Below are 20,747 nucleotides of genomic sequence, written 5' to 3'. Positions count from 1 at the left end.
AAAATGAAAAAAAAGTTACTTGACATCGTTAGAGATAAGATCAGATTTAAGCACTATAGTATTTCAACAGAAAAAACATATATATTTTGGATAAAACATTATATATTTTTTCATCATAAGCAACATCCTGAAAATTTAGGCAAAAAGGAAATAGAAGATTTTTTAACTTTTTTAGCAGTAAAGAAAAAAGTGTCACCGACAACTCAAAACCAAGCTTTTAGCGCTTTGCTATTTTTATATAGAGAAGTGTTGGGTATCGACATCAGCACTTGGAATGTTCAAGCTTTAAGAGCACAGCAAAGAAAGCACATCCCCGTAGTGCTTACAAAAGATGAAGTGCAAACCATCATTTTAAATATGAACGGTATCTATCAGCTTATGGTCAAACTTATGTACGGGTGTGGACTTAGAATGTGAAAAGCGTAAAATAAATGACAACTGCTTGTCATTTATAGCTTTGGAACCTGAAGTGTTGTACCAAAGGTACCACTGATGGCTGTTCAAAATATTCGGATAAAAGATATAGATTTTGGTTTTGATAAAGTTTATATATGGGATAGTAAATCATTAAAAGACAGAACGGTGCCACTTCCATTGAAGATCAAAGATGAGCTAAAAGTACAAGTTGAACAAGTCAAAAGTTATTAGCCCTTTAGATTTTTAAATGTGCTATAATTACACAATTCAAAAATAAAGGAGAGATTTATGAAAAGTCAATACATTACTATTTCAACATCAATGTCAGGACGTTGTTCTGCAACTAAAGCTTCTCTCCTTCTGCTGCACCTGCTGTAATTTTTCTTTATATTTTCATTTCGTAATTTTTTTTAGTTTTGCTTTTTAGGGCGTAGTACGTCTACACATAAGCATACACCTATTTTTATTGTTAATTTTTAAGGAAAAACCTATGTGTAATTACACAAAATACAAACCGTATGAAACGGTTACATTGGAAAAAAGAGAGTGGGCAGATAAAACTGCCTCAAAAGCCCCAACATGGGTAAGTACAGACTTGCGCGATGGTAATCAAGCTTTGGCAAACCCTATGGGGATAGAGCAAAAAGTAGCGTATTTTAAAGCGCTTATTGCGTTTGGTTTTAAAGAGATAGAGGTTGCATACCCAAGTGCTTCACAAACTGAGTTTGATTTTTGTCGCAAGTTGATCGAGGAGGGTTTGATACCTGATGATGTAACTATAGGGATCTTAACACCATCGATCGAGAAACATATAAAGCGAAGTTTTGAAGCATTACAAGGTGCAAAACGGATCACTATGCACTTATACAATCCAACTGCATCAAACCAAAGAGAAGTTGTGTTTAAACGATCAAAAGAGGAGATCATCACTTTAGCATTGCAAGGGGTTAAGTGTATAAAATCAGAGAGTGAAAAGTTTGTAGGGGAAGTGGTATTTGAGTATTCACCAGAAAGTTTTTCGCAAACGGAGTTGGCGTATGCTTTGGAAGTCTCTAATGCGGTGATTGAAGCCTATAAACCAACACCAACAAAACCAATGATCTTGAATTTGCCAAATACCTTAGAAGCATGTACACCAAATGTGTACGCTGATCGTATAGAGTGGATGGCTAAACATATCCAAAATAAAGAGAGTGTCATTATAAGCGTACATCCTCACAACGATAGGGGATGTGCAGTTGCAAGTGCGGAGTTGGCAGTTTTAGCAGGAGCGAGCAGGGTAGAGGGAACGATGCTTGGAAATGGTGAGCGAGCTGGAAATGTGGACTTGGTAACTTTGGCGTTTAACTACTATTCGCAAGGGATTGATCCGAAGTTAGATGTGGAAAAAGTAGATGCTATTTTGGAGAAAATTACCTCTATAACAGGTGTCAAAGTACCCCAGCGTCACCCTTATGTGGGAGATATGATTTACACTGCTTTTTCAGGCACACATCAAGATGCTATAAAAAAAGGTATGGATATCCATCGTCAAAAAGAGGGAAATTTTTGGGAGGTACCGTATTTGCCAATCGATCCAGAAGATATAGGGCGAGAGTATAAAAACTCTATTCGTATAAATTCTCAGTCGGGTAAAGGTGGGGTAGCGTATGTGTTAAAAGAGATATATGACATTAATGTTCCCAAAGAGTTACAGGCAAAACTTGCTGATGAAGTAAAGAGTATTTCTGAAAAAAGAGGCGGTGAGATAAGCAGTGATGAGATTTTAGGGATTTATGAAGAGATGATTCGTTAATGTATAGATTACAATAAAACATAAAAAAACAAGTTTAGTATAATTTATAATTAAGAAAAAAAAGCGTAGAATTAAAAAACTATTGTTTTTTTATATGTATAAATAATAATAAATAACACTAAAAGGATATAAGATGAAGATATCACTAAGTGTGACGCATGATTGTAATTTACGCTGTGAATATTGTTATGCTGGAGAAAAGAGTAGCTGTACTATGGATATAGAAACAGCGAAGAAAATTATTGATTTTATCATATTAATCACTCCGCCAAAAGAGGACTTGAGCATAGGTTTTTTTGGTGGAGAACCCTTAATGGAGTTAGGTCTTATAGATGAAATCATAGAATACATTTATACTAAAAACCTTCCACATCCCATCTCCTTTAGTATCACTACCAATGGAACACTATTAAATAGTAGTGCAATAGATTTGATAAAAAAACATGGTATCAATATAAGTGTTAGCATTGATGGTCCACAAGATATCCATGATAAGTTCCGAAAAGATAAATATGGTAATGGAACTTTTAACCGCATTAGTAAAAATATCAAAAATCTTGCTAATCATATAGAGTATTTTCAAGTGAACTCTGTGTTTACTCCTTTAACTATAAAAAGACTAGATGAAACAGTACGCTTTTTGATTGACAATGAGCTCTATCGCATCCATCTCAATCCTGATGTATCGATAGAGTGGGGTGAAGAGAGCTTTGATGATATAGCAGATGGGTATCAAAATATAGCAGATACTTATATAGAGATGTTTAACCAAGGTCAAGAGATAGCTATAAACCTACTTGATAGTAAGCTAATTCTCTTTTTCAAAGGTGGTTATGAGGAGCGAGATAAGTGTGGTATGGGTGAAACAGAGTTTGGATTTGCACCAAGTGGAAATGTATATCCATGTGAGAGACTCATTGGTGATGATACTGATGAGCAGATGAACATGGGAAATGTTCATACAGGCGTAAACTTACTACATCGCTGTGTTATAGGGCGAAAAGAAGCTAATGAAAATGAAGAGTGTAAAGAGTGTGAGTTACAAAAGTACTGTATGAACTGGTGTGGATGTACAAACTATCATATGACAGGTTCAGCAAGTAAAGCAAGTGCGATGATGTGTTATAGTGAAAGACATGCTATAAAAGCTGCAAAGTATGTTTTTGAATCTCTGCAAGATAATGAGCTTTTTGCACAACATATGTTGAACTATTCCAATTAAATGAGATAAATCCAATATATAGGAGGTGTGATATTTTAAAAAAAATGGTAACACAATCTAAGTTGCAAAGAATTTTGCGGATCGTTTCATAAGCAAAAAAAGGAGCAAATGATGGCGAAAAAATTAACAAAAATTGATATAAGTAAAGTTGAGGTTGATCCTTCATTATTTAGAACTATTAGACCAATTGACCCTCGTATTATAAGAGGAGTGTTCCCTATACCTCAGTTCATTCTTCCAATAGAAAGATTACGAGAGATAGCAAAAGGGCAAGTTCGCTATGTCTTAAAAAGTGCACCTGTAAAAGCATCTAAAGGGAAAATTATTGAAGGGATTGAAGGTGGTATAAGAAGGGCACATTTACATTTAGATGATGAAATTGTGCTTTTAGATAAAAAAGCATTACAAAGTTATCTAAAACTTGCTGCTAAAGAGTTAGATAAGATCAAAGATATTAACCAAATAGAAACATTTATACAAATGTAAATATATAGACTTACCGATAATCGGTGGGTCTATGAGAAACTGGTCTCACTAAAGTAAGACTTAAGAGATAATTTTATACTATGTGATTAGGTTTAAAAATATTTTTTATAGTTTTTATTTATAGAATTCAAAAAGAGGCCGTATGTTTGGTATTAACAGAAAATTTGATAAAACATTAACAAATGAAGATACTCAAAAAAAACTACATATCTTAGAAGCTGCTATAGATAACGCAAAAGAAGCAGTATATATCATCGATGAATTTAACAACTATAGATTTTTATATGTAAATGATGCTGCATGCAATATGTTGGGTTATAGCCGTGAAGAGTTTTTACAGATGAATGTTTCAGAGATTGAAGCAAAATATTCTAATGTAGAGATAGCTCAACAAGCTAAAATGAAAGAAAAAATAACTTTTAATACATTACATAAAGCAAAAGATGGGCATTTAGTTGGAGTACATATATCTGGTTCTGTTTTTGAGTATGACAATTTTCCTTTTCGTATAGCAATAGCTCAAGATATAACAGATATCTCAAATTTACAAAAAAAACTAAAAGAAAAAGAGCAAGAGTTTTCTATGATAGCTGAAGCCTCACCAGGTGCTATAAGTAGTTTTCACATAGATAAGAATGGCAAGAGCTCATTTAGGTTTATCTCTGAGAATATTTTTGAACTTTTTGGTATAGAGGCTGAAGAGATTTATAAAGATGCCTCTTTATTGTTAAAAGCAGTTCATCTTAAAGATAGAAAAAAAGTAAAAAAAAGTATATTTGTAGCAACATATGCAAAAAATGACTGGTATCAAGAGTTTAGAATAAACCATCCAACTAAGGGTGTTAGGTGGATGGAAAGCCATGCAAAATATCGTTACAACTCTGATGATTTTATTTGGTATGGATTTGTATATGACATTACTCAACGAAAAAATAACGAGTGTGAATTATATAAACAAAAAGAGATGTTTAGAAATCTAGCAGAAAATACAAAAGATATGATAGTGCGATATGATCTTGATTGTCGTAGAACATACATAAATCAAGCAGGTGTAGAGCTTTTAGGGAGAGATAAAGAACAGCTACTTGGTCAAACACCATCTGAATACTCAGCGATGTTGGCAAATCAAGAGTTTGAAGAAAAAATGCGTGAAGTGATTGCAACAGGTCGAGCAATGGATATCAAAGAAGCATTTGTTCGTGCAAATGGTAAGATTGGTTGGGGGTCGCAGCATATCATCCCAGAAAAAGATGAACATGGAGAGGTAAAAAGTCTCTTGGTTATTGGAAGAGATTTAACAGAGCTCAAACATAAAGAGCGTTTTTTAATGGAAAAAGAGCAACTTTTTAGAACTTTAGTTGAAAATAGTCCAGATGCCATAGTCAGATATGATAGAGAGGGTAATAGGATATATGCTAATCCTACGTTTTTAAAAGAAACTGGTCTCACGCATCAAGATATCAATGGAAAACCTTTTTCAGATATAAGTAGTGAACAGATGCAAGAGTATAGCGATAAATTACATCATGTTATGAATGATGACGTAGAAGATGAGATGAAATTACACTGGACAAATATGGCAGGAGAACATAGGGTAGGACATATCCGTTTTGTCCCTGAAAAAGATGTTTTCGGGCTTATTGTAGGTGCTATGGCAACAGGACGTGATATAACAATGTTACAATAAAAAGCTATTTTACTACAACCTGATTTCGTCCTTCATTTTTAGCAATATAGAGTGCTTTATCTGCTCTACTTAAACTTTTTTCTATACTTTTTTCAACACTAAAATTTATCTCTGAAACACCTAAACTCACAGTGAAATTAAATGTTTTATGTTTTGTAGTTGTAATGATAAGTTTTTCAACATTTTGTTTAATATTTTGAGCGACTTTATTTGCCCCATCTATATTTGTTCTTGGCAGTAATAGAACAAACTCTTCACCACCATATCTACACACTACATCATTATCTCTACAAGAATTTTTTAAAAGATTTGATAACTCGGTTAAAACAAGATCGCCTATAGCATGTCCGTATGTATCGTTAATATCTTTAAACTTATCAATATCTAACATAACTGTAGCTAATGGCTGAGAATTTCTCATACACATTTTAAAAATTTGTTCAGAAATATCTGTAAAATATCTTCTATTATAGAGTTTTGTAAGTGGATCAGTTGAAGCTAAAAGTTTGAGTTGTGCATGTGCTTCATCAAGTTCTTTTGTTGAAACATTTATAAGATGAGAAAGTGCTTGAATAGCTGTTGTGTTTGTTGCGGTTGGATTGACTATAATTTTTTGTTTGTTATATTCATTTGATTCACTAAGCGCAAGGATTGTTAAACTTTGGTTGAGTAGCTCTTTTTTGTTGTTTGTGCTAAAAAATTCACCGTATGTAAAAAAGCCACTAGTTGGAGCTATTTGATTATATACCAGTGTTTCATGTTGGATATCTTCAGGTATAAATCTTCGTCTTGCCATGCATGAGTACATAAAAATTGTTTCAATACTTTTATCATAAAGTTTATCGATATGAGGTTGCGTTTGACTTAAAATTTCATCTAGTTCACCATAACCAAACCTTACTTTATCTCCATTTTTGAGATTCCCCGCAAAAATCAATGAACCATCATTTTCTTTAGATATAGGCGCTCTGGCAATATTTAACCCATCTCTTTGGATGATAAGTGGAAATTCTATACCAATAAAAGGAAGTTGTTTACTGATGTCATTTCCTAGATAGTATTGATAAGTATCAACTGTTGTTTTATCATCTATGGTGTAAACTCGATTTTTTTCAGCTTTTGTGATTTTTAAAGTTTTTCCTATTGGTTGCCAACTAAAACTAAAATCTGTAAAAACCTTTAAAGATTTAGAGCTTAAAGAAACACCTACAACTCCTTTAGAGTAGATAGATTTTTTATCAAAGACATAAGTGCCTTGAAAAGTTGCGTTGTCCCCAGCTAAACCACCTGCTACGAGTATATTTTTGTCAATAGAGTTGATTCCATTAAGATACTCTTCCCCATTAGCTCCAAGACCATCTATAAAGGAGATAATCACTTGTGTATCATTTTCTATGAGTGATGATGCAAGTTGTTGTCCAGCTTGGAAATAATCAGAAAAATCTCCAGAGATATACGTTTGTAGAGAAACATTTTTAAAAATACTAAAACTTATCACTGTCGTGTCTGTTGTCACTTTACCATTTTTTATTTCACCATCAGTCGTTGCACCGATAACAGATGCTTGTGGAAATTTTTCTGAGAGAATATCTAAAATGCTTTGTATACATTTGAGATCATTTAAAGAAGTAAATATTTGTATTAAAAGATGTTTAGAATCTTCTATGGTGTGCTTTTGAACAAACTGTTCTAATTTGAACTTTGATGTGTAGTAGGTATTAAAAGTTTGCATATCTCATCTTAGTTTGTACATATTGTTTAGTAATTATTTTAGCATAATTTAAAATGAAAACAACGAAAATACTTAAGAAACTTAATCCTCACTAATAAAGTTAAATTAAGGCATAAGTTATATAATATAGAAATAAACCTTTTCTGTTTATTTTAGTTGTTGGTAATTTGTTACCTAAATAATAGTTACTCTTGTGGTTAGGAGGAAGATTATGGGAACGATAAAAGTTGCAATTGTGGACGATGAGAAGCAAATATTGGATATGTTAGAAGGGTTTTTACACCATACATTAAAGTATAGTGTAAAAGTGTATCAAAATCCTTTAACGGCTCTTGAAGAGATCGATCATAAAATAGATATAGTACTGCTAGATATTATGATGCCTCAAATGAATGGTTTGGAGTTGTTGCCAAAGTTGCAACAAAAATATCCTGATCTTAAAGTGATTATGATGACTGCATATTCTACGTTAGATAAAGTTTTAGAATCACATCGAGGTGGAGCTATTCACTATATCATGAAACCATTTGACTCTTTAAAAGGTTTAGAGGAAAAAATAGAGAGCTTAGCTACAGTATCTTAAATGAAAACAAAGTTTACCTATTGGCTCTCTATAAGTGTTTTAGCTGTTTTATTTTTCGGTATTATTGGATTTGTATATCTTTTAGAAGAGACTAGACTTTACCCAAATATAAAGCTATTACACAGCTTTTTTGTTTTGATGAGTTTTCTTTCATTTGTGCTTTTTTTAGCAGTTTTATTTTGGTTTTTCTCTGTAAGAAGAAACGAACAAAATGCTTTAAAAGAGTTACAAGAACTTAATGAAGAAAATCAACTTTATTTTGAAAGTGCTACAGCTGGTTTTTTAGTTGTTGATCTTAATAGAAAGATTTTAAAAGTAAATCCTAAACTTTGTAAAATATTTGGTTATGCTAAAGAAGATCTCCTTGGAAAAAGTACAGCTATATTTCATCTTGATAAAGCACATTATGAAAGTTGGAATCAAGATATATATAAAAAAGCGAAACAAGATGAAGTCATAGTTATTAGATATCCTGTTTTACATGCCAATGGCTCAAAAATATGGATAGATATCTCTGGCATCCCTGTTTATAGTAGTGTAAAAAATGAAAAAACAGTTCTTTGGACTATTATTGACGTGACTGATGAGATGAATTCAGCTGAATTACTCCAACAATATAATGAACAACTTCAAGAAAATTTATCTTATTTAAAAACACTTATAAATACTGCTCCAATTCCTATATTTATCAAAGATAAAAATTTTCGTTATGAGGAGTGTAATGATGCATTTTTACAACTATTTAAACTCAATAAAGAGGATGTCTTTGGAAAAATAGATCGTGAGATATTTGACCTGGAATTTGCTCAAGAGATACAAGAAAAAGATGAAGAACTTATTGAGCAGTTACATCAAAATTATGTTTTAAGAAAAAATGATGATGGCATGACAAAGGTTTTGAAGTATTATACAAATGCCATCATGTTAAACGATACATTAAGAGGTTATATCGGTTTTTGTAATGATATCACGCAAACAGAGGAAAAAGAGCTGTATCTGAATTTGCGTGTGGAACAAGAAGTTATGAAAAACTTGGAGATGCAAAGAAAACATTATAAAGAGCGTATGGATGATGCCAAATTTACAGTTATTGGAAAACTTGCTGCTGGAATTACACACGAAATAAATACCCCATTAACATATGTTAAAGGAAATATAGAGATTTTAGAAATTAAACTAGAATCAATGCAAAATACTGACTTTAAAAACGATTTTTTACAAATATCAGAGGGATTAAAACGTATAGAGGGGATAGTTACCTCTATGCGTGAAATGTCACAACAAAATGGTGAAGCAAAAGAGAAAGTAGATGTTTTTGATACAGTTATGATGGCAATAACATTAGGATATAATCGCTCAAAACAAATAGCGACTATTGAGGTTCAAGGAAAACCATTTACTTTTGGAATGAAAACAGATGAGATAGATTGTTATGTGTTAGGGCAAAAACAAAGACTTGAACAGATTTGGGTAGTACTTTTAAATAATGCACTTGATGAATTAGACAAACATGGAAAATATGATGAAAATTTTATAAGAATCACATGTGAGCATAAAGATGATTTTATAGTTATCCGTTTTGAAGATAGTGGTAAAGGTATAGATGCAGAGATATTAGATAAGCTTTTTGATCCATTTGTAGGGCATAAAGAGTATGGAGGTATAGGTATAGGGCTCAATATCGCTAAAAAAATAGTTGAAGATCATAATGGTTCAATCGATGTACATAATAACGATAAAGAGGGGAAAGGTGCTGTTTTTGAAGTTGTACTTCCAGCATTCGCTAAATAGAGTCTACTTTGTTTGTCGATATATAAAACTAAAAACTTCTGCAATCGCTTTGTACATTGCAGGTGGTACTTCGTGACCCAGTTCAACTTTTGAGAGTAACTCGATCAGGTCTTGATCCTCTTTGATCGGGACACCGTTTTCTTTTGCAATCTCTATGATTTTTTGTGCAGTTTTACCTTCCCCTTTGGCAGTGACTTTAGGTGCAGAGTTTTTACTTGCGTCGTATTTGAGTGCGGCTGCTTTTGGCTTCATATCTTAACCTCAAATCCTAGTTTTATGTCGTCATCTTCTGAGGCATATTTTGTCTGCATTGGATCGATAAAGCGAATATCTTTTACAGATAATCCTGTAGAAGTTAGTTGCTCTTTTAACTCTTGAAGAGCACTTTGTAGACGTTGTTTTAGTTCTTTATTTGGTGTTGAGATGTTTACGTTGAGGTACTTTTTCTCAAAAAGCCCAAGACGTATATGAAGATCGCCGTACTCTTTTAAGGTAAGATCGATGTCGCAGAAGTAGGCATCATTTGTATCTTTTTTTATGCTAAAACTTCCATCTTCTAACGCGTCAAACTGGTAGGGTATATACATGGCTGAACCGTTTGAGAGATGTGAGAGCAGTTGATAGTAATCGATCTGTAAGGAGAGCTTGTCTACAATGTTTAGCAGTTGTATTTTGTTCTCAAACGGAATGTTTTGCAACTCCTGTTTTGTTTTTAAAAGTGCAGCTTTAAAATCGTTCGATAAAAGTTCTTGGATCTTAGCATCTTGTGGATTGAGATTTTTGAGTTTTGACTCTAAAAAAATGCCCGAGTTTTCGAGTTTTGCTTTGAGCACTTTGTCATCTATGTTTTTAATATCACCCATCATAGCTTGTAGGTTTTTCTCTATAGGCAGATTTTGTTTCTCATTTTGCAAAAGAAGTAAAAAATCTTTCATGCTTGTTTTTATGCTTCCGAGCTCCTTTAGAGTAGGGTTGTTTTGCAGGAGTTCTAAAAGTTTTTGGTTTTGCAACTCATTGGTTGCAGAGTCTTTAAAAATACTCGTTAAAATCGAAGAGAGATCTTTAGCTTGAGAGAGCTGGGCAAACTTCTCGGGTGCAATATCTTGAAGCACACGAGCAAGTGCTTTGTTGGTTGATGGTAAAAAGATATTTTGAAGTTTTGCCGATGTTGACTCTATCATAGCTAAAGTTTCATATTAACAGCTCAAAACTGTAATAGTATCCTCTGCTTTTGGAACTAAACATAAAAAGCTATATGTTTCATCTCCAAGTGTTTCGTACGCATGTGCTACACCTGCAGGGATCAGTAAAACATCTCCACTTGATGCTTCAAACTTCTCATCGCCAATAGTTACAAGTGCTTTTCCACTGATCACAAACTGCTCATGCTCTACAGAGTTTGTATGTAGCGGCATAAAACCACCTGCTTCGATCGTAAAGTTTCTCATAGCAAAGTTAGGTGATTCATCTGGTGAGAGTAACATCTTCATCCCAACACCTTTTCCGGCACTTTGCGCCATTGTTTCTACATCTTTGATATTTTTGTGCAAATACATAAAATCCCTTTTTTTACACATTATATCAATAAAATTGTAAGAATATTGTTTTATAATTAGAAAAATGAAAGGCTAAGGTATAGATGAAAAGTTACTTGATCACTGCTTCGGTTGATAAGTTAGCACAACAGCTACAAAAACATAGAGTTGATTTTGTGCTTTATCGAGATAAACAAACACCTCATTATAAGCAAGAAGCACAAAAGTTTGTAGAAGTGTGTCAAAAGTTTCCAGTAGTTAAACCATTTATACACCAAGATGTAGCATTTGCAAGAGAGTTAGGCACAGGTGTACATTTAACATCTAAACAATTCGATCAAATACAAAAAGCAAAAGAGTTTGGAGTTGAAGTGATCATCTCAACACATACACATGCTGAAGTTTTAGAAGCACAAAATTTAGAAGCTGATTATGTTACATACAGCCCGATCTACCCATCGCCAAACAAAGGTGAACCAAAAGGGATAGAAGACCTAAAAAATCTGATCGAAAAAGTAAATATAAAAGTGTTTGCCTTAGGTGGAATAGTGACCCAAGAGCAGATAAAAGAGGTAGACGATGCAAAAGCGTATGGCTTTGCATCTATTCGTTATTTTTTTTAAGCCAAAGAAAGTTCTCCAAGATAGCTATGAATAGTATTCCCTTTAGAGAGCCAGTTTAATATCCCTCCATTTAGGTTTTTTACATTAGTAAAGCCGAGTTTTTGAAGTTGGTATGCTGCTAATGCACCACGTGGACCTTTCAGACAATAAGTGATGATTTGCGCATCTTGCCCAAACTGTTTTGCTACTTTTTCTATAGCCATAAACTCTAACTTTCCTCTTGGAATTGTGAGCACTGTATGAGCGTTAATGTAGCCAGAACTAAACTCTTCAGGCTCACGAACATCGATAAGGATGATATCTTTGCTTATATCATACAACTCCTCAACATCTATATTGATAACGTGAGTGTTTGCTTCTTCTATAACAGCTTTTAAATGCTCAGATAAAAAGACTTCATCACACCTTTTAGCGTACTCTTCAAGTTTAGTATTTAAATTTCTCATATCTATTCCTTTTTAGTTTTCAGTTGCCCTGCTAAATGCCCACTAGCAAAACTCCATTGTAGATTGTACCCACCACAAGGACCATCTAAATCCATAAGCTCTCCACAAAAGTAAAGACCATCTATAAGCTTACTCTGCATCGTTTTTGGATCGATCTCTTTAAGACTTATACCACCTCTAGTAATCATCGCCATTTTAAAGCCATCGTGTCCTATCACAGTTAATGGTGTCCATGCGAGTAACTGTATAAGTTTATCACGTTTTTGCCCATTTATGTTTTTATAAGTGATATCAGGTTGAATTTCTGCTAATTTACACAACTCATAAGAGAGTGGTAGAGGAAGTAGAGTGTGTACAAGCTCTACTATTGTTTTGTCGGGATTATTTTGTGATGAAGATTTTAAAACTTCTCTGATCTGCTCCTCATTTTTTCCTTTTGTAAGATTAAGTAAGATTGGAACTTCATCATATTTTTTTAAAATAGGTGTCACCTCTCTGGCAAAATCAAGCACAACAGGACCACGAATACCATCTTTTGTAAAGATAAGATCACCTTTTGCACGAAGTTTTTTATACTTTTTAAGATCAACGCGCAGTTCTACTTTTGGGATCGTATCTGCACGACAACTCTCTTGCCAGCTCTCTTTTGTTTTTAGAGGCATCATAGCAGGGGAGAGATCTGTCACTTTATGACCTAATGCTTCAACTAAAGCATAACCATCTCCCTCAGCTCCAAGAGTAGGATAACCAAGCCCTCCAGTTGCTAAGATCACAGCGTCTACTTTATAAGTGTTGTCTTGTGTTTGTACTCCAATAATGTGCGCATCTTCAACAAGTAAGCTCTCAACTTTTTGCTCACACTTTAGCTCTACACCTAAACGTGTAAGTTCATCTAAAAAAGCATCTATGATTGTTTGGGATGAGTGTGAAGTTGGAAAGATACGAAAACCATCAGGTGCGTGTGTTTCAACTCTAATGCTCTTTAAAAAATTTATGAGTTCTTTATGATCGAAACCATTTAGGGCGTCTTGCATAAAACGACCATCACGACCAAAACGACTCATAAACTCTTCATTTGAAAGTGTATTTGTAAGGTTACAGCGCCCACCACCCGTTGCTTTTAGTTTTGAGGCAATTTTAGAGAGTTTTTCCAAAAGTAGGACTTTTTTGCCTTCCCGTGCTGCGACAACAGAAGCTATCAAACCTGCGGCACCACTTCCAACAACTATAAGATCGTATCTATTTTTCATAAGCTTATTCTACTATAATTGCACTTATGAAATGTACCTACTACGGCGATCGAGAGAAATGTTACAAGTGTTATAGACCTATGAGCTCGTGTATGTGTGAGTATTGTGAAGATATTCAGACAGATACAAAGTTTGTAGTTCTCATGCACCCAAAAGAGTTTAAAAAAGTCAAAAACAATACTGGGCATTTCACTCACCAGAGTTTAAAAAATTCAGAGCTATTTGTAGGTATAGATTTTTCAAATAATCAACGTATAAATGAGATCATAGCTACACATGAGAGCTATATCCTTTTCCCTTCTGTAGATGCGTTAAATATCTCAAAAACAAATCCAAAAACATCCTCAAAACCTTTGGCAATATTTATTATTGATAGCACGTGGGCTTGTACAAAAAAGATGTTTACTTTAAGCAAAAATCTAAACACACTCAAACATATGAGCTTCACAACAACAAAAACTTCATGCTATGAGATCAAAGTACAACCAAATGAAGCATACCTCTCAACAATAGAGTCAACACAGGTGGTTTTAGAAGCGTTAAATAACTGGAAAATTGAAGCGATTAAAGAGAAACAATTGCAAAATTTCATCAAACCTTTCTTTAAAATGATTGAGTATCAAAAAGAGTTGATAGCAAATCCTAGAAGCCATGCTGTACGTTTTAAACGATATTCTAGGTAAAAAGTGCCTCTAAATTTACTTTTTATTAAATATATATGAATAGACTACAACCTTCAATTAAAATAATAAAAAAAGGATAAACATGAAATTATCATATATTATAAGTGGATTATTAGTAACTTCTTCATTATTTGCAGGAACTCATACTGGACATTGGGGCTATAGTGGTGAAGAAGGGCCTGAACATTGGGGAAATATTGATCCAAAATATGCTGAGTGTAAACTAGGTGGTTCACAATCACCAATCGATATCAATGCACAAAACACGATTAAAACTATTGGATTGGATGCAATTAAATTTGATTATAAAACAGCAGCAACTTCCATTGTAAATAATGGTCATACTGTTCAGGTGAATATTGCAGATGGAAGTACAATCACAATAGATGATAAAACTTTTGAACTCAAACAGTTCCACTTCCATGCTCCAAGTGAAAACCATATAGATGGAAAACCTTTTCCTCTTGAAGCACATTTTGTACATGTTGCAAAAGATGGTTCATTAGCAGTTGTTGCAGTGCTTTTTAAAGATGGTGTAGAAAATCCAATTATTAGCAAAGTTTGGAAGAAAATGCCCCATAAAGCAGGTAAACAAAACGAGTTCAAATTAAGTGCTGCAATGATTAATAAAATACTTCCTTTGGATAAAACATACTATAGATTTGATGGTTCATTAACAACTCCACCATGTAGTGAAGGTGTACGATGGTTTGTTATGAAAAACAACCCTGAAGTCTCAGCTGGGGAAGTGAATGAATTTGCCCACATAATGCATCATCCAAACAATCGACCTATCCAACCTACATACGCTAGAAAAGTACTTCAATAATCAAAAAAACAGAGAATTTTCTCTCTGTTTTAACTATCTCTGAAAACTAAATTAACACAAAATTAACACTTGTAAGATATATTTACAATATTTTTTAAAAATATCTTAAGAAAAAAAGAGAGTGGGATGAATATAGAATTGGTTAAGAATATTGTTGATTATGGAATCATAGGATTGCTTGGGCTTATGAGCTTTTTAGCTTTGATGTTTTGGGTTGAAAGACTTTTGTTTTACAAAGGGGTAGATGTAAAAAAGTTTGAAACCAAAGAAGAGCTTGAAATTGCTGTGACAAATAATATAAACATTATCTCTACGTTTGGTTCTAATGCTCCGTATATTGGACTTTTAGGTACTGTAATTGGAATAATCGTTACATTTTATACAATGGGGCAAAGTGGTGATTTGGATGCAAAGATGATTATGACCTCTTTGGCATTAGCACTTAAAGCAACGGCGATGGGGCTTGTTGTAGCCATTCCAGCAATTATTTTTTATAACCATTTAACAAGAAAGATAGAAGTGCTACTTGCTAGATGGGATATAGCTCAAAAGAAACAAAATGCAGCTTAAAAAATTTGACTCTATAAATGTTGTACCATTTATAGATATAATGCTTGTGCTTTTAGTTATTGTCCTTACAACAGCATCTTTTGTGGCCAAGGGGATTATCCCAGTTGATCTTCCAGATGCATCTTCTGCTGTAAAACAAGATGAAAAGAAAAACTTAATTATTACTATCAAAAAAAATGGGGATATCCTTTTTGATAAAGAAACTGTTGCAAAAGAGGATATAGAAAAATCTCTCTTAATGTATAAAAAAGATACTGTAATAGCTATAAATTGTGATAAAAAAGCAGAGTTTGAAACGTTTGTACAAATACTGGATATTTTAGAAACAAACAAGTTTAAAAACTTGGGAATCATCACAAAAAAAGATCAATCATAGGAATTAGATTATAAATGTTTGAGCGTTTTTTAAAGTTCTTTATAGAGAACTATAAAATGAACTATACTCTGTTTTTTCTTATCTTTGCGATAGGTATTTACGCCTATACAAAGATACCAAAAGAGATTTCACCTACAATAGAACCAGATTCGATTACTATCAGAGGGAGTTACAGTGGAGCTTCAGTTGATAGTTTAAACACTATGGCAGTTGTAGGAATTGAAGCAGAGGTACAAAATATTGTAGGCGTTGATAATGTTTCTTCCGTTATAACACCTGGGAAGTTTTCTGTTACGATGGAACTTGAAAAAGGGGCAGATAGGGAGACGGTATTACGCGATGTTGAAGATGCTATAGCCTTGGTTAAACCTGATTTACCAAGTGATATGGATATTCCAAATGTAAGAAATGTAGCCCATGCTAGAGGATTGATGCAGGTCTCTATACGCTCATCCGAGCTTTCTCGTAGTGATCTACAAGCATTGGCAAAAAAGCTAAAAACAAAAATATTGTCAATTGAGAATATCTCAGATGTTACGATTTTTGGGGATTCTGATCTATATTATGAAATACTTATCGATGAAGATAAGTTAAGCGCTTATGGACTCTCTTTAGATGATGTTGTGAAAGTTTTTTCAGAGCTTTCATATATTTTCCCTCTTGGAAAAATCGATAACGCAAAAGAGCAGTTTTTCCTTTCAATAAAAAATGGACAGGAAAAGTCACATAGGTTAGAAGAAACAGTCATAAATGTTGGCGATAAACAGCTCAATATAAGTGACATTGCAAAAATCACAAAGAGATATGAAGACGTCTCAACATTAGCAAGTATGGATGGAAAAAACTCCATAAGTTTATCTATCTCACAAAATCCTATAGGCAATGCTATTATTATCTCGGATAAAGTAAAAACATTAGTTGAAAAGGAAAAAATAAAAGGTGCTATAGTTGATATTCGTATGGATAACTCTTCAGTTATTAAAGATAGCCTCAACATTGTTATCTCAAACATTTTATTTGGAATCTTACTTATTGTATTTTTAATCTCCATACTTATAAATCCTCGTATGGCTTTTATCATTGCTTTAGGTATTCCAACATCGTTTGTAATAGGAGCGATATATTTTTACTTTACACCTTATAGTATCAATGTAAACTCTTTGATTGGGGTGCTTATTGCCATTGGTATTATTGTTGATGATGCAATCGTTGTAAGTGAAAATATTCAACAGTATATAGAGCAAGGCTACTCACCTAAAGAAGCAGCACTTTTAGGGACAAAAGAGATGGCTAAACCTGTCACAATTGCATCTGTTACAACTCTGTTTTCTTTTATCCCTCTTTTGATGATTAGTGGGAGATTAGGGGAGATTATCCAGCTTATCCCTATAGCATTTTCTGCACTTGTTATCGCATCTTTAGTGGAATCGTTTGTATTTTTACCTATCCATGCTTCACATACACTCTCTAAAAACTCAAAAACACTCTCTTGGGAAAAGATAAATAATCTCTATGCAACTGCTTTAGAGAAGCTTTTAAGATACCAAAAAAGTTTTATTACAGTATTTGTTATTGTAGTACCTTTACTCATTGTCGCTGGGGCTAAGTACTCAAAATTTCAGATGTTTCAACCTTTTGATACCTCTTCTATCAACATCACTTTTAAAGCACAACCAACTACAACGCTTGAAGAGTCATTGGCAATTGTGCAAAAGTTAGAGCAAGATATTCTCAAACAAAAAGAGCAGTTTTTTGTCAAACATGTAAGCTCTACGGCAGGGTACAGAAGGACTGCTACAGGAGATCGTGAGATGTACCCTTATGTTGGATATTTGAACATGGAGCTTTATAGACTCAAACCTATGAACTTTATGGATAAGTACATTACACCGTATCTCAGTTTTTATTATGATGAAAGTGACCGTATCCGTGATAAATCATCTCAAGAGATTTCAAGAGATTTACGAAAGTGGCTTAAAAAAGAGAGATTGCAACAAAAGTATCATCTAAGTGCTCTTCAAGTTGTGGAAAACAAAATGGGTCATGCAAAAGCAGATATCCGCATAGGTGTAGTGAGTGACGATCATCAACAAGCACTCCAAGCAGTAAGAGAGATAGAAGATGCTTTTTCAAAGGTTGAAGGGATTAAATACTATGGAGATAATATCAAAGTTGGTATCGATGAGATCAAAATAAGTCTCAATAGCTACGCACAAGAGTTAGGGATAACGAAAAAGTATATTGGTAACTTTATAGCTAACTTGTACCTTTCTAAAAAAATAGCAACTATCTTTGATGGAAAAGAACTTTTAGACGTCAAAGTAAAGTCAGTGAATTATAAAAATGATTTAGAAAAATTTAAAAATATAGAAATTTTTGTAAAAAATCAATATGTAAAACTTAGTGATTTATGTACATTTGAAAAAGTGGAATCTTTAGAGATGCTTGTAAAAGAAGATGGAGAGACAAATTTTTATGTTTATGCAAATGTAAATCCAAATGTTATAACCTCTTCAGAGGTACTTCAAAAGATAGAACCAACACTAGATAAAATCAAAAAAACACCAGGATTAAAACTACGCTTTAAAGGGGAGAGGGAGCAACAAAAAACTATGCAAGTAGAGTTTATACTTGCGTCTGTTGTAGCAATAGTATTGATATTTACTGCTATTTTGTACTTGTTTAACTCATTTAGAGAAACATTTATAGTACTTTCTGTTATCCCATTTTCATTGTTGGGTGTGTATATTGGTCATTTTATTATGGGATTAAATACCTCTTTACCATCACTCATAGGTGCACTAGGACTTGCAGGTGTTATCGTAAATGATGGGATCATCATGATGGCAACACTTCGAGTTGCAAAAACAAAAGCAGATATATTTAGACTTGCTTCAAGACGTTTACGACCAATTATTTTAACTTCTGTGACAACGATTGTTGGGTTGTTTTCATTGATGTTTTTTGCAACTGCCGATGCAGTAGCATTTCAACCTTTGGCAGTGAGTTTAGGGTTTGGACTTTTATGGGGAACTGTACTGAATCTTTTTTATGTCCCAGTCTTATATAACTATGTAAGTGGAGTAAAAAATGCGTAGATACCTATCTTCTTTTATGATAACTTTTTTGGTTTATTGTTTTGTTGTAGTTTCTTTTGTGATGGCTTTAACAGAAGATGATGTAAAAATAGTAGAGAAAAATTTATGTGTAAATAAAGTTGCTATAGCCATCATTCAACAACAATGTCATGCAAAAAAAGTGCAACCTAAAAAAGAGGTAAAAAAGGTAGAGCAAAAACCTAAAAAAGTTGTGAAAAAAACAAAACCAAAACCTGTAGTAAAAGAGGTTGTAAAAAAAGAGGTACCAAAAGAAGAAGTTGTTGAAGAGATAGTTCAAGAGGAAGTTGTAGAAGAGGTAGTAGAACATGAAGAGGTTGTAGACAATCAAGAGCTACAACGTAAAATGCAACAGATGAAGATAGCAAAAGAAAAAGAGCTTGATCGTTTTACAATACATCTCATCAAAAAAATCAATGAAAATAAACGCTACCCTATGTCTGCAAGACGAAGAGGTATAGAGGGTGATGTTGCAGTCAAGTTTGTTGTTATGGCTGATGGTGGAGTAGGGGATATAAAAGTTTTAGATGGTAAAAAGATTTTTAAAAAACCAACTTTCAAAGCAATCAAAGATAGCTTTCCAGTAGATGTCTCAAACACTCTATTGGATTTGCCACATGAGTTTGAGATCAAACTTGTGTATCAGTTGGTGAATCAATAATAAATTATTTTAATTAAGTGTGAATAATCGTAACTACAACCAATAAAAAACAAGAAAAAATATATTTCATATAAAACTCATAACAATGTTTTAATATTATCAAGTTAGTTTATTTTGATTGGAGTTTTGATGAAGTTTTTAAAGGGTATATTATTTGGTGTAATATTGTTTCAAATACAGCTTTTTGGTGTGATAGGTCAATATGCTAATTGGGATTACAAGTACGCATCTACAATACCAACTGTTTCAGAATCTGAGAGATTTTGTAGTCAAGCATTTGAAGAGTATTTTCATTTTATATATGGTAGTATTACTAATTCTTCTGGAGTATTATATGGTACATTTCAACTAGTTGAGTATTCACATATGGAATATACTAATGAGTATACTACTTGTTATGGAGAGTTTGTAGATCTTAATTGTACCCCTGTTTTGCCTGCACCTGATAATAAAACATTGATATTTATATATGAAAATCCTGATGAATGTGAAGAACAAATCTCTTTAAATGATAATTTTACAGATTTAGAATGTATGGTAAATTATTGTGAAAATAGTGGGCGTAAGTGGTATTTATATGGGTATGATAAGAGTTCAACTACCACTTGTCAAGAGACAGGTACTAATTATCCATGGTTGGCTGGGAATGAAAAAGAACTATTTAGTTGGACAGCAGATAATGATCGCTCAAATGAATGTAGCAATTTAGGAGGTTCAGTACAAAGCAGAAGAGTAAACTGTGAGACAGAATATAGATGTGTGAAATCATATCGTTGTGAGAAAGTTAGAAGATTGGATATTAGCTCTTACGTCTCCCCAACAGCAGGAGTATTTCATGAAGATATAGCACTTGTTGGAACAGATATAGCACTTCATTACCAAAGTGCTTATTTAGATGACACCTCTTTAGCAAGTGGATGGAGTTTAGATATACATCATAATTTA

The 20,747-nt window shown here is 33.3% G+C and carries 22 protein-coding genes; 16 read left to right on the top strand and 6 right to left on the bottom strand.

Going from position 1 to position 20,747, the window contains the following annotated elements; translation table 11 throughout:
• Nucleotides 1–3: 3 nt before the first annotated feature.
• The 6 genes from ACQY56_RS11780 to ACQY56_RS11755 all read left to right on the top strand — a co-directional run bounded on the left by ACQY56_RS11780 (nt 4) and on the right by ACQY56_RS11755 (nt 5,607).
• Nucleotides 4–417 (top strand): phage integrase N-terminal SAM-like domain-containing protein, encoded by a 414-nt coding sequence (locus tag ACQY56_RS11780; protein WP_428739716.1) that lies wholly within the window; start codon nt 4–6, stop codon nt 415–417.
• 75 nt (nt 418–492) lie between these two features.
• The gene (locus tag ACQY56_RS11775) at nt 493–648 is read left to right on the top strand and encodes a hypothetical protein (protein ID WP_428739316.1); all 156 of its coding nucleotides are present in this window, start codon (nt 493–495) and stop codon (nt 646–648) included.
• Nucleotides 649–907: 259 nt separating this feature from the next.
• Complete coding sequence (locus tag ACQY56_RS11770) at nt 908–2,212, top strand: 2-isopropylmalate synthase (RefSeq protein WP_428739317.1); 1,305 nt, start codon at nt 908–910, stop codon at nt 2,210–2,212.
• 133 nt (nt 2,213–2,345) lie between these two features.
• Entirely contained in the window at nt 2,346–3,434 is a 1,089-nt protein-coding gene (locus tag ACQY56_RS11765; protein WP_428739318.1) for a radical SAM protein, read from the top strand.
• A gap of 111 nt (nt 3,435–3,545) precedes the next feature.
• Complete coding sequence (locus tag ACQY56_RS11760) at nt 3,546–3,920, top strand: hypothetical protein (protein WP_428739319.1); 375 nt, start codon at nt 3,546–3,548, stop codon at nt 3,918–3,920.
• 142 nt (nt 3,921–4,062) lie between these two features.
• Complete coding sequence (locus tag ACQY56_RS11755; RefSeq protein WP_428739320.1) at nt 4,063–5,607, top strand: PAS domain-containing protein; 1,545 nt, start codon at nt 4,063–4,065, stop codon at nt 5,605–5,607.
• Between the two features lie 4 nt (nt 5,608–5,611).
• Here ACQY56_RS11755 and ACQY56_RS11750 read toward each other — a convergent pair whose 3' ends face one another.
• Nucleotides 5,612–7,339 (bottom strand): sensor domain-containing diguanylate cyclase, encoded by a 1,728-nt coding sequence (locus ACQY56_RS11750; RefSeq protein ID WP_428739321.1) that lies wholly within the window; start codon nt 7,337–7,339, stop codon nt 5,612–5,614.
• A gap of 211 nt (nt 7,340–7,550) precedes the next feature.
• Between ACQY56_RS11750 and ACQY56_RS11745 the strand changes: the two genes are divergently transcribed.
• Together ACQY56_RS11745 and ACQY56_RS11740 are read left to right on the top strand one after the other, a co-directional pair.
• Nucleotides 7,551–7,922: a response regulator gene (locus ACQY56_RS11745; protein WP_428739322.1), complete on the top strand. Its 372-nt coding sequence runs from the start codon at nt 7,551–7,553 to the stop codon at nt 7,920–7,922.
• Complete coding sequence (locus ACQY56_RS11740) at nt 7,923–9,713, top strand: PAS domain S-box protein (RefSeq protein WP_428739323.1); 1,791 nt, start codon at nt 7,923–7,925, stop codon at nt 9,711–9,713.
• A 3-nt stretch (nt 9,714–9,716) separates the two neighbouring features.
• Here the strand turns inward: ACQY56_RS11740 and ACQY56_RS11735 are convergent, their stop codons facing one another.
• Genes ACQY56_RS11735 through ACQY56_RS11725 form a run of 3 tightly spaced genes read right to left on the bottom strand, consistent with a single transcriptional unit; the run spans nt 9,717 to nt 11,269 of the window.
• A complete protein-coding gene (locus ACQY56_RS11735; RefSeq protein ID WP_428739324.1) occupies nt 9,717–9,965 on the bottom strand; it encodes an EscU/YscU/HrcU family type III secretion system export apparatus switch protein in 249 nt (82 codons plus the stop codon).
• Nucleotides 9,962–10,894 (bottom strand): flagellar hook-length control protein FliK, encoded by a 933-nt coding sequence (locus ACQY56_RS11730; protein WP_428739325.1) that lies wholly within the window; start codon nt 10,892–10,894, stop codon nt 9,962–9,964. The genes ACQY56_RS11735 and ACQY56_RS11730 overlap by 4 nt, the downstream gene beginning before the upstream one ends.
• 15 nt (nt 10,895–10,909) lie before the next feature.
• Nucleotides 10,910–11,269, bottom strand: a complete 360-nt coding sequence (locus ACQY56_RS11725) for a cupin domain-containing protein (RefSeq protein WP_428739326.1) — start codon at nt 11,267–11,269, stop codon at nt 10,910–10,912.
• Nucleotides 11,270–11,352: 83 nt separating this feature from the next.
• On the opposite strand from ACQY56_RS11725, the gene ACQY56_RS11720 reads away from it, so the two are divergent.
• A complete protein-coding gene (locus ACQY56_RS11720; protein ID WP_428739327.1) occupies nt 11,353–11,871 on the top strand; it encodes a thiamine phosphate synthase in 519 nt (172 codons plus the stop codon).
• Here ACQY56_RS11720 and ACQY56_RS11715 read toward each other — a convergent pair.
• The gene (locus tag ACQY56_RS11715) at nt 11,868–12,317 is read right to left on the bottom strand and encodes a rhodanese-like domain-containing protein (protein WP_428739328.1); all 450 of its coding nucleotides are present in this window, start codon (nt 12,315–12,317) and stop codon (nt 11,868–11,870) included. The two genes, ACQY56_RS11720 and ACQY56_RS11715, sit on opposite strands and share 4 nt — an antisense overlap.
• Nucleotides 12,318–12,319: 2 nt before the next feature.
• A complete protein-coding gene (locus ACQY56_RS11710) occupies nt 12,320–13,567 on the bottom strand; it encodes an NAD(P)/FAD-dependent oxidoreductase (protein ID WP_428739329.1) in 1,248 nt (415 codons plus the stop codon).
• A 26-nt stretch (nt 13,568–13,593) separates the two neighbouring features.
• Here ACQY56_RS11710 and ACQY56_RS11705 point away from each other — a divergent pair, with 26 nt between their 5' ends.
• The 7 genes from ACQY56_RS11705 to ACQY56_RS11675 all read left to right on the top strand — a co-directional run.
• Nucleotides 13,594–14,250, top strand: coding sequence for a tRNA-uridine aminocarboxypropyltransferase (locus ACQY56_RS11705; RefSeq protein ID WP_428739330.1), 657 nt, complete (start codon nt 13,594–13,596; stop codon nt 14,248–14,250).
• 82 nt (nt 14,251–14,332) lie between these two features.
• Nucleotides 14,333–15,079 carry a carbonic anhydrase gene (locus tag ACQY56_RS11700; protein WP_428739331.1) on the top strand — a complete coding sequence of 249 codons (747 nt, stop codon included), beginning with the start codon at nt 14,333–14,335 and terminating at the stop codon, nt 15,077–15,079.
• 126 nt (nt 15,080–15,205) lie between these two features.
• Complete coding sequence (gene exbB / locus ACQY56_RS11695; protein ID WP_428739332.1) at nt 15,206–15,649, top strand: TonB-system energizer ExbB; 444 nt, start codon at nt 15,206–15,208, stop codon at nt 15,647–15,649.
• Nucleotides 15,639–16,025, top strand: coding sequence for an ExbD/TolR family protein (locus tag ACQY56_RS11690; RefSeq protein ID WP_428739333.1), 387 nt, complete (start codon nt 15,639–15,641; stop codon nt 16,023–16,025). Before exbB ends, ACQY56_RS11690 begins: the two co-directional genes overlap by 11 nt.
• Before the next feature lie 14 nt (nt 16,026–16,039).
• Nucleotides 16,040–19,123, top strand: coding sequence for an efflux RND transporter permease subunit (locus ACQY56_RS11685; protein ID WP_428739334.1), 3,084 nt, complete (start codon nt 16,040–16,042; stop codon nt 19,121–19,123).
• Complete coding sequence (locus ACQY56_RS11680) at nt 19,116–19,802, top strand: TonB family protein (RefSeq protein WP_428739335.1); 687 nt, start codon at nt 19,116–19,118, stop codon at nt 19,800–19,802. Before ACQY56_RS11685 ends, ACQY56_RS11680 begins: the two co-directional genes overlap by 8 nt.
• Before the next feature lie 129 nt (nt 19,803–19,931).
• Nucleotides 19,932–20,747, top strand: an 816-nt coding sequence (locus ACQY56_RS11675; RefSeq protein ID WP_428743769.1) for a hypothetical protein, incomplete at its 3' end; no start/stop codon positions are given.

Source organism: Sulfurimonas sp. (genome assembly GCF_050296975.1).
Lineage (GTDB): Bacteria > Campylobacterota > Campylobacteria > Campylobacterales > Sulfurimonadaceae > Sulfurimonas.
Note: the sequence above shows the minus strand (reverse complement) of the source record. Positions and strands in the feature narration are given on the sequence as shown.

Bases quoted from the DNA above. Each gene is read 5' to 3' on its own strand.
- ACQY56_RS11780 (WP_428739716.1), top strand. From the start codon at position 4: ATGAAAAAAAAGTTACTTGACATCGTTAGAGATAAGATCAGATTTAAG.
- exbB (WP_428739332.1), top strand. From the start codon at position 15,206: ATGAATATAGAATTGGTTAAGAATATTGTTGATTATGGAATCATAGGA.
- ACQY56_RS11735 (WP_428739324.1), bottom strand. From the start codon at position 9,965: ATGAAGCCAAAAGCAGCCGCACTCAAATACGACGCAAGTAAAAACTCT.
- ACQY56_RS11680 (WP_428739335.1), top strand. From the start codon at position 19,116: ATGCGTAGATACCTATCTTCTTTTATGATAACTTTTTTGGTTTATTGT.
- ACQY56_RS11715 (WP_428739328.1), bottom strand. From the start codon at position 12,317: ATGAGAAATTTAAATACTAAACTTGAAGAGTACGCTAAAAGGTGTGAT.
- ACQY56_RS11765 (WP_428739318.1), top strand. From the start codon at position 2,346: ATGAAGATATCACTAAGTGTGACGCATGATTGTAATTTACGCTGTGAA.
- ACQY56_RS11710 (WP_428739329.1), bottom strand. From the start codon at position 13,567: ATGAAAAATAGATACGATCTTATAGTTGTTGGAAGTGGTGCCGCAGGT.
- ACQY56_RS11690 (WP_428739333.1), top strand. From the start codon at position 15,639: ATGCAGCTTAAAAAATTTGACTCTATAAATGTTGTACCATTTATAGAT.
- ACQY56_RS11685 (WP_428739334.1), top strand. From the start codon at position 16,040: ATGTTTGAGCGTTTTTTAAAGTTCTTTATAGAGAACTATAAAATGAAC.
- ACQY56_RS11770 (WP_428739317.1), top strand. From the start codon at position 908: ATGTGTAATTACACAAAATACAAACCGTATGAAACGGTTACATTGGAA.
- ACQY56_RS11750 (WP_428739321.1), bottom strand. From the start codon at position 7,339: ATGCAAACTTTTAATACCTACTACACATCAAAGTTCAAATTAGAACAG.
- ACQY56_RS11730 (WP_428739325.1), bottom strand. From the start codon at position 10,894: ATGATAGAGTCAACATCGGCAAAACTTCAAAATATCTTTTTACCATCA.
- ACQY56_RS11720 (WP_428739327.1), top strand. From the start codon at position 11,353: ATGAAAAGTTACTTGATCACTGCTTCGGTTGATAAGTTAGCACAACAG.
- ACQY56_RS11700 (WP_428739331.1), top strand. From the start codon at position 14,333: ATGAAATTATCATATATTATAAGTGGATTATTAGTAACTTCTTCATTA.
- ACQY56_RS11725 (WP_428739326.1), bottom strand. From the start codon at position 11,269: ATGTATTTGCACAAAAATATCAAAGATGTAGAAACAATGGCGCAAAGT.
- ACQY56_RS11705 (WP_428739330.1), top strand. From the start codon at position 13,594: ATGAAATGTACCTACTACGGCGATCGAGAGAAATGTTACAAGTGTTAT.
- ACQY56_RS11745 (WP_428739322.1), top strand. From the start codon at position 7,551: ATGGGAACGATAAAAGTTGCAATTGTGGACGATGAGAAGCAAATATTG.
- ACQY56_RS11755 (WP_428739320.1), top strand. From the start codon at position 4,063: ATGTTTGGTATTAACAGAAAATTTGATAAAACATTAACAAATGAAGAT.
- ACQY56_RS11775 (WP_428739316.1), top strand. From the start codon at position 493: ATGGCTGTTCAAAATATTCGGATAAAAGATATAGATTTTGGTTTTGAT.
- ACQY56_RS11760 (WP_428739319.1), top strand. From the start codon at position 3,546: ATGGCGAAAAAATTAACAAAAATTGATATAAGTAAAGTTGAGGTTGAT.
- ACQY56_RS11740 (WP_428739323.1), top strand. From the start codon at position 7,923: ATGAAAACAAAGTTTACCTATTGGCTCTCTATAAGTGTTTTAGCTGTT.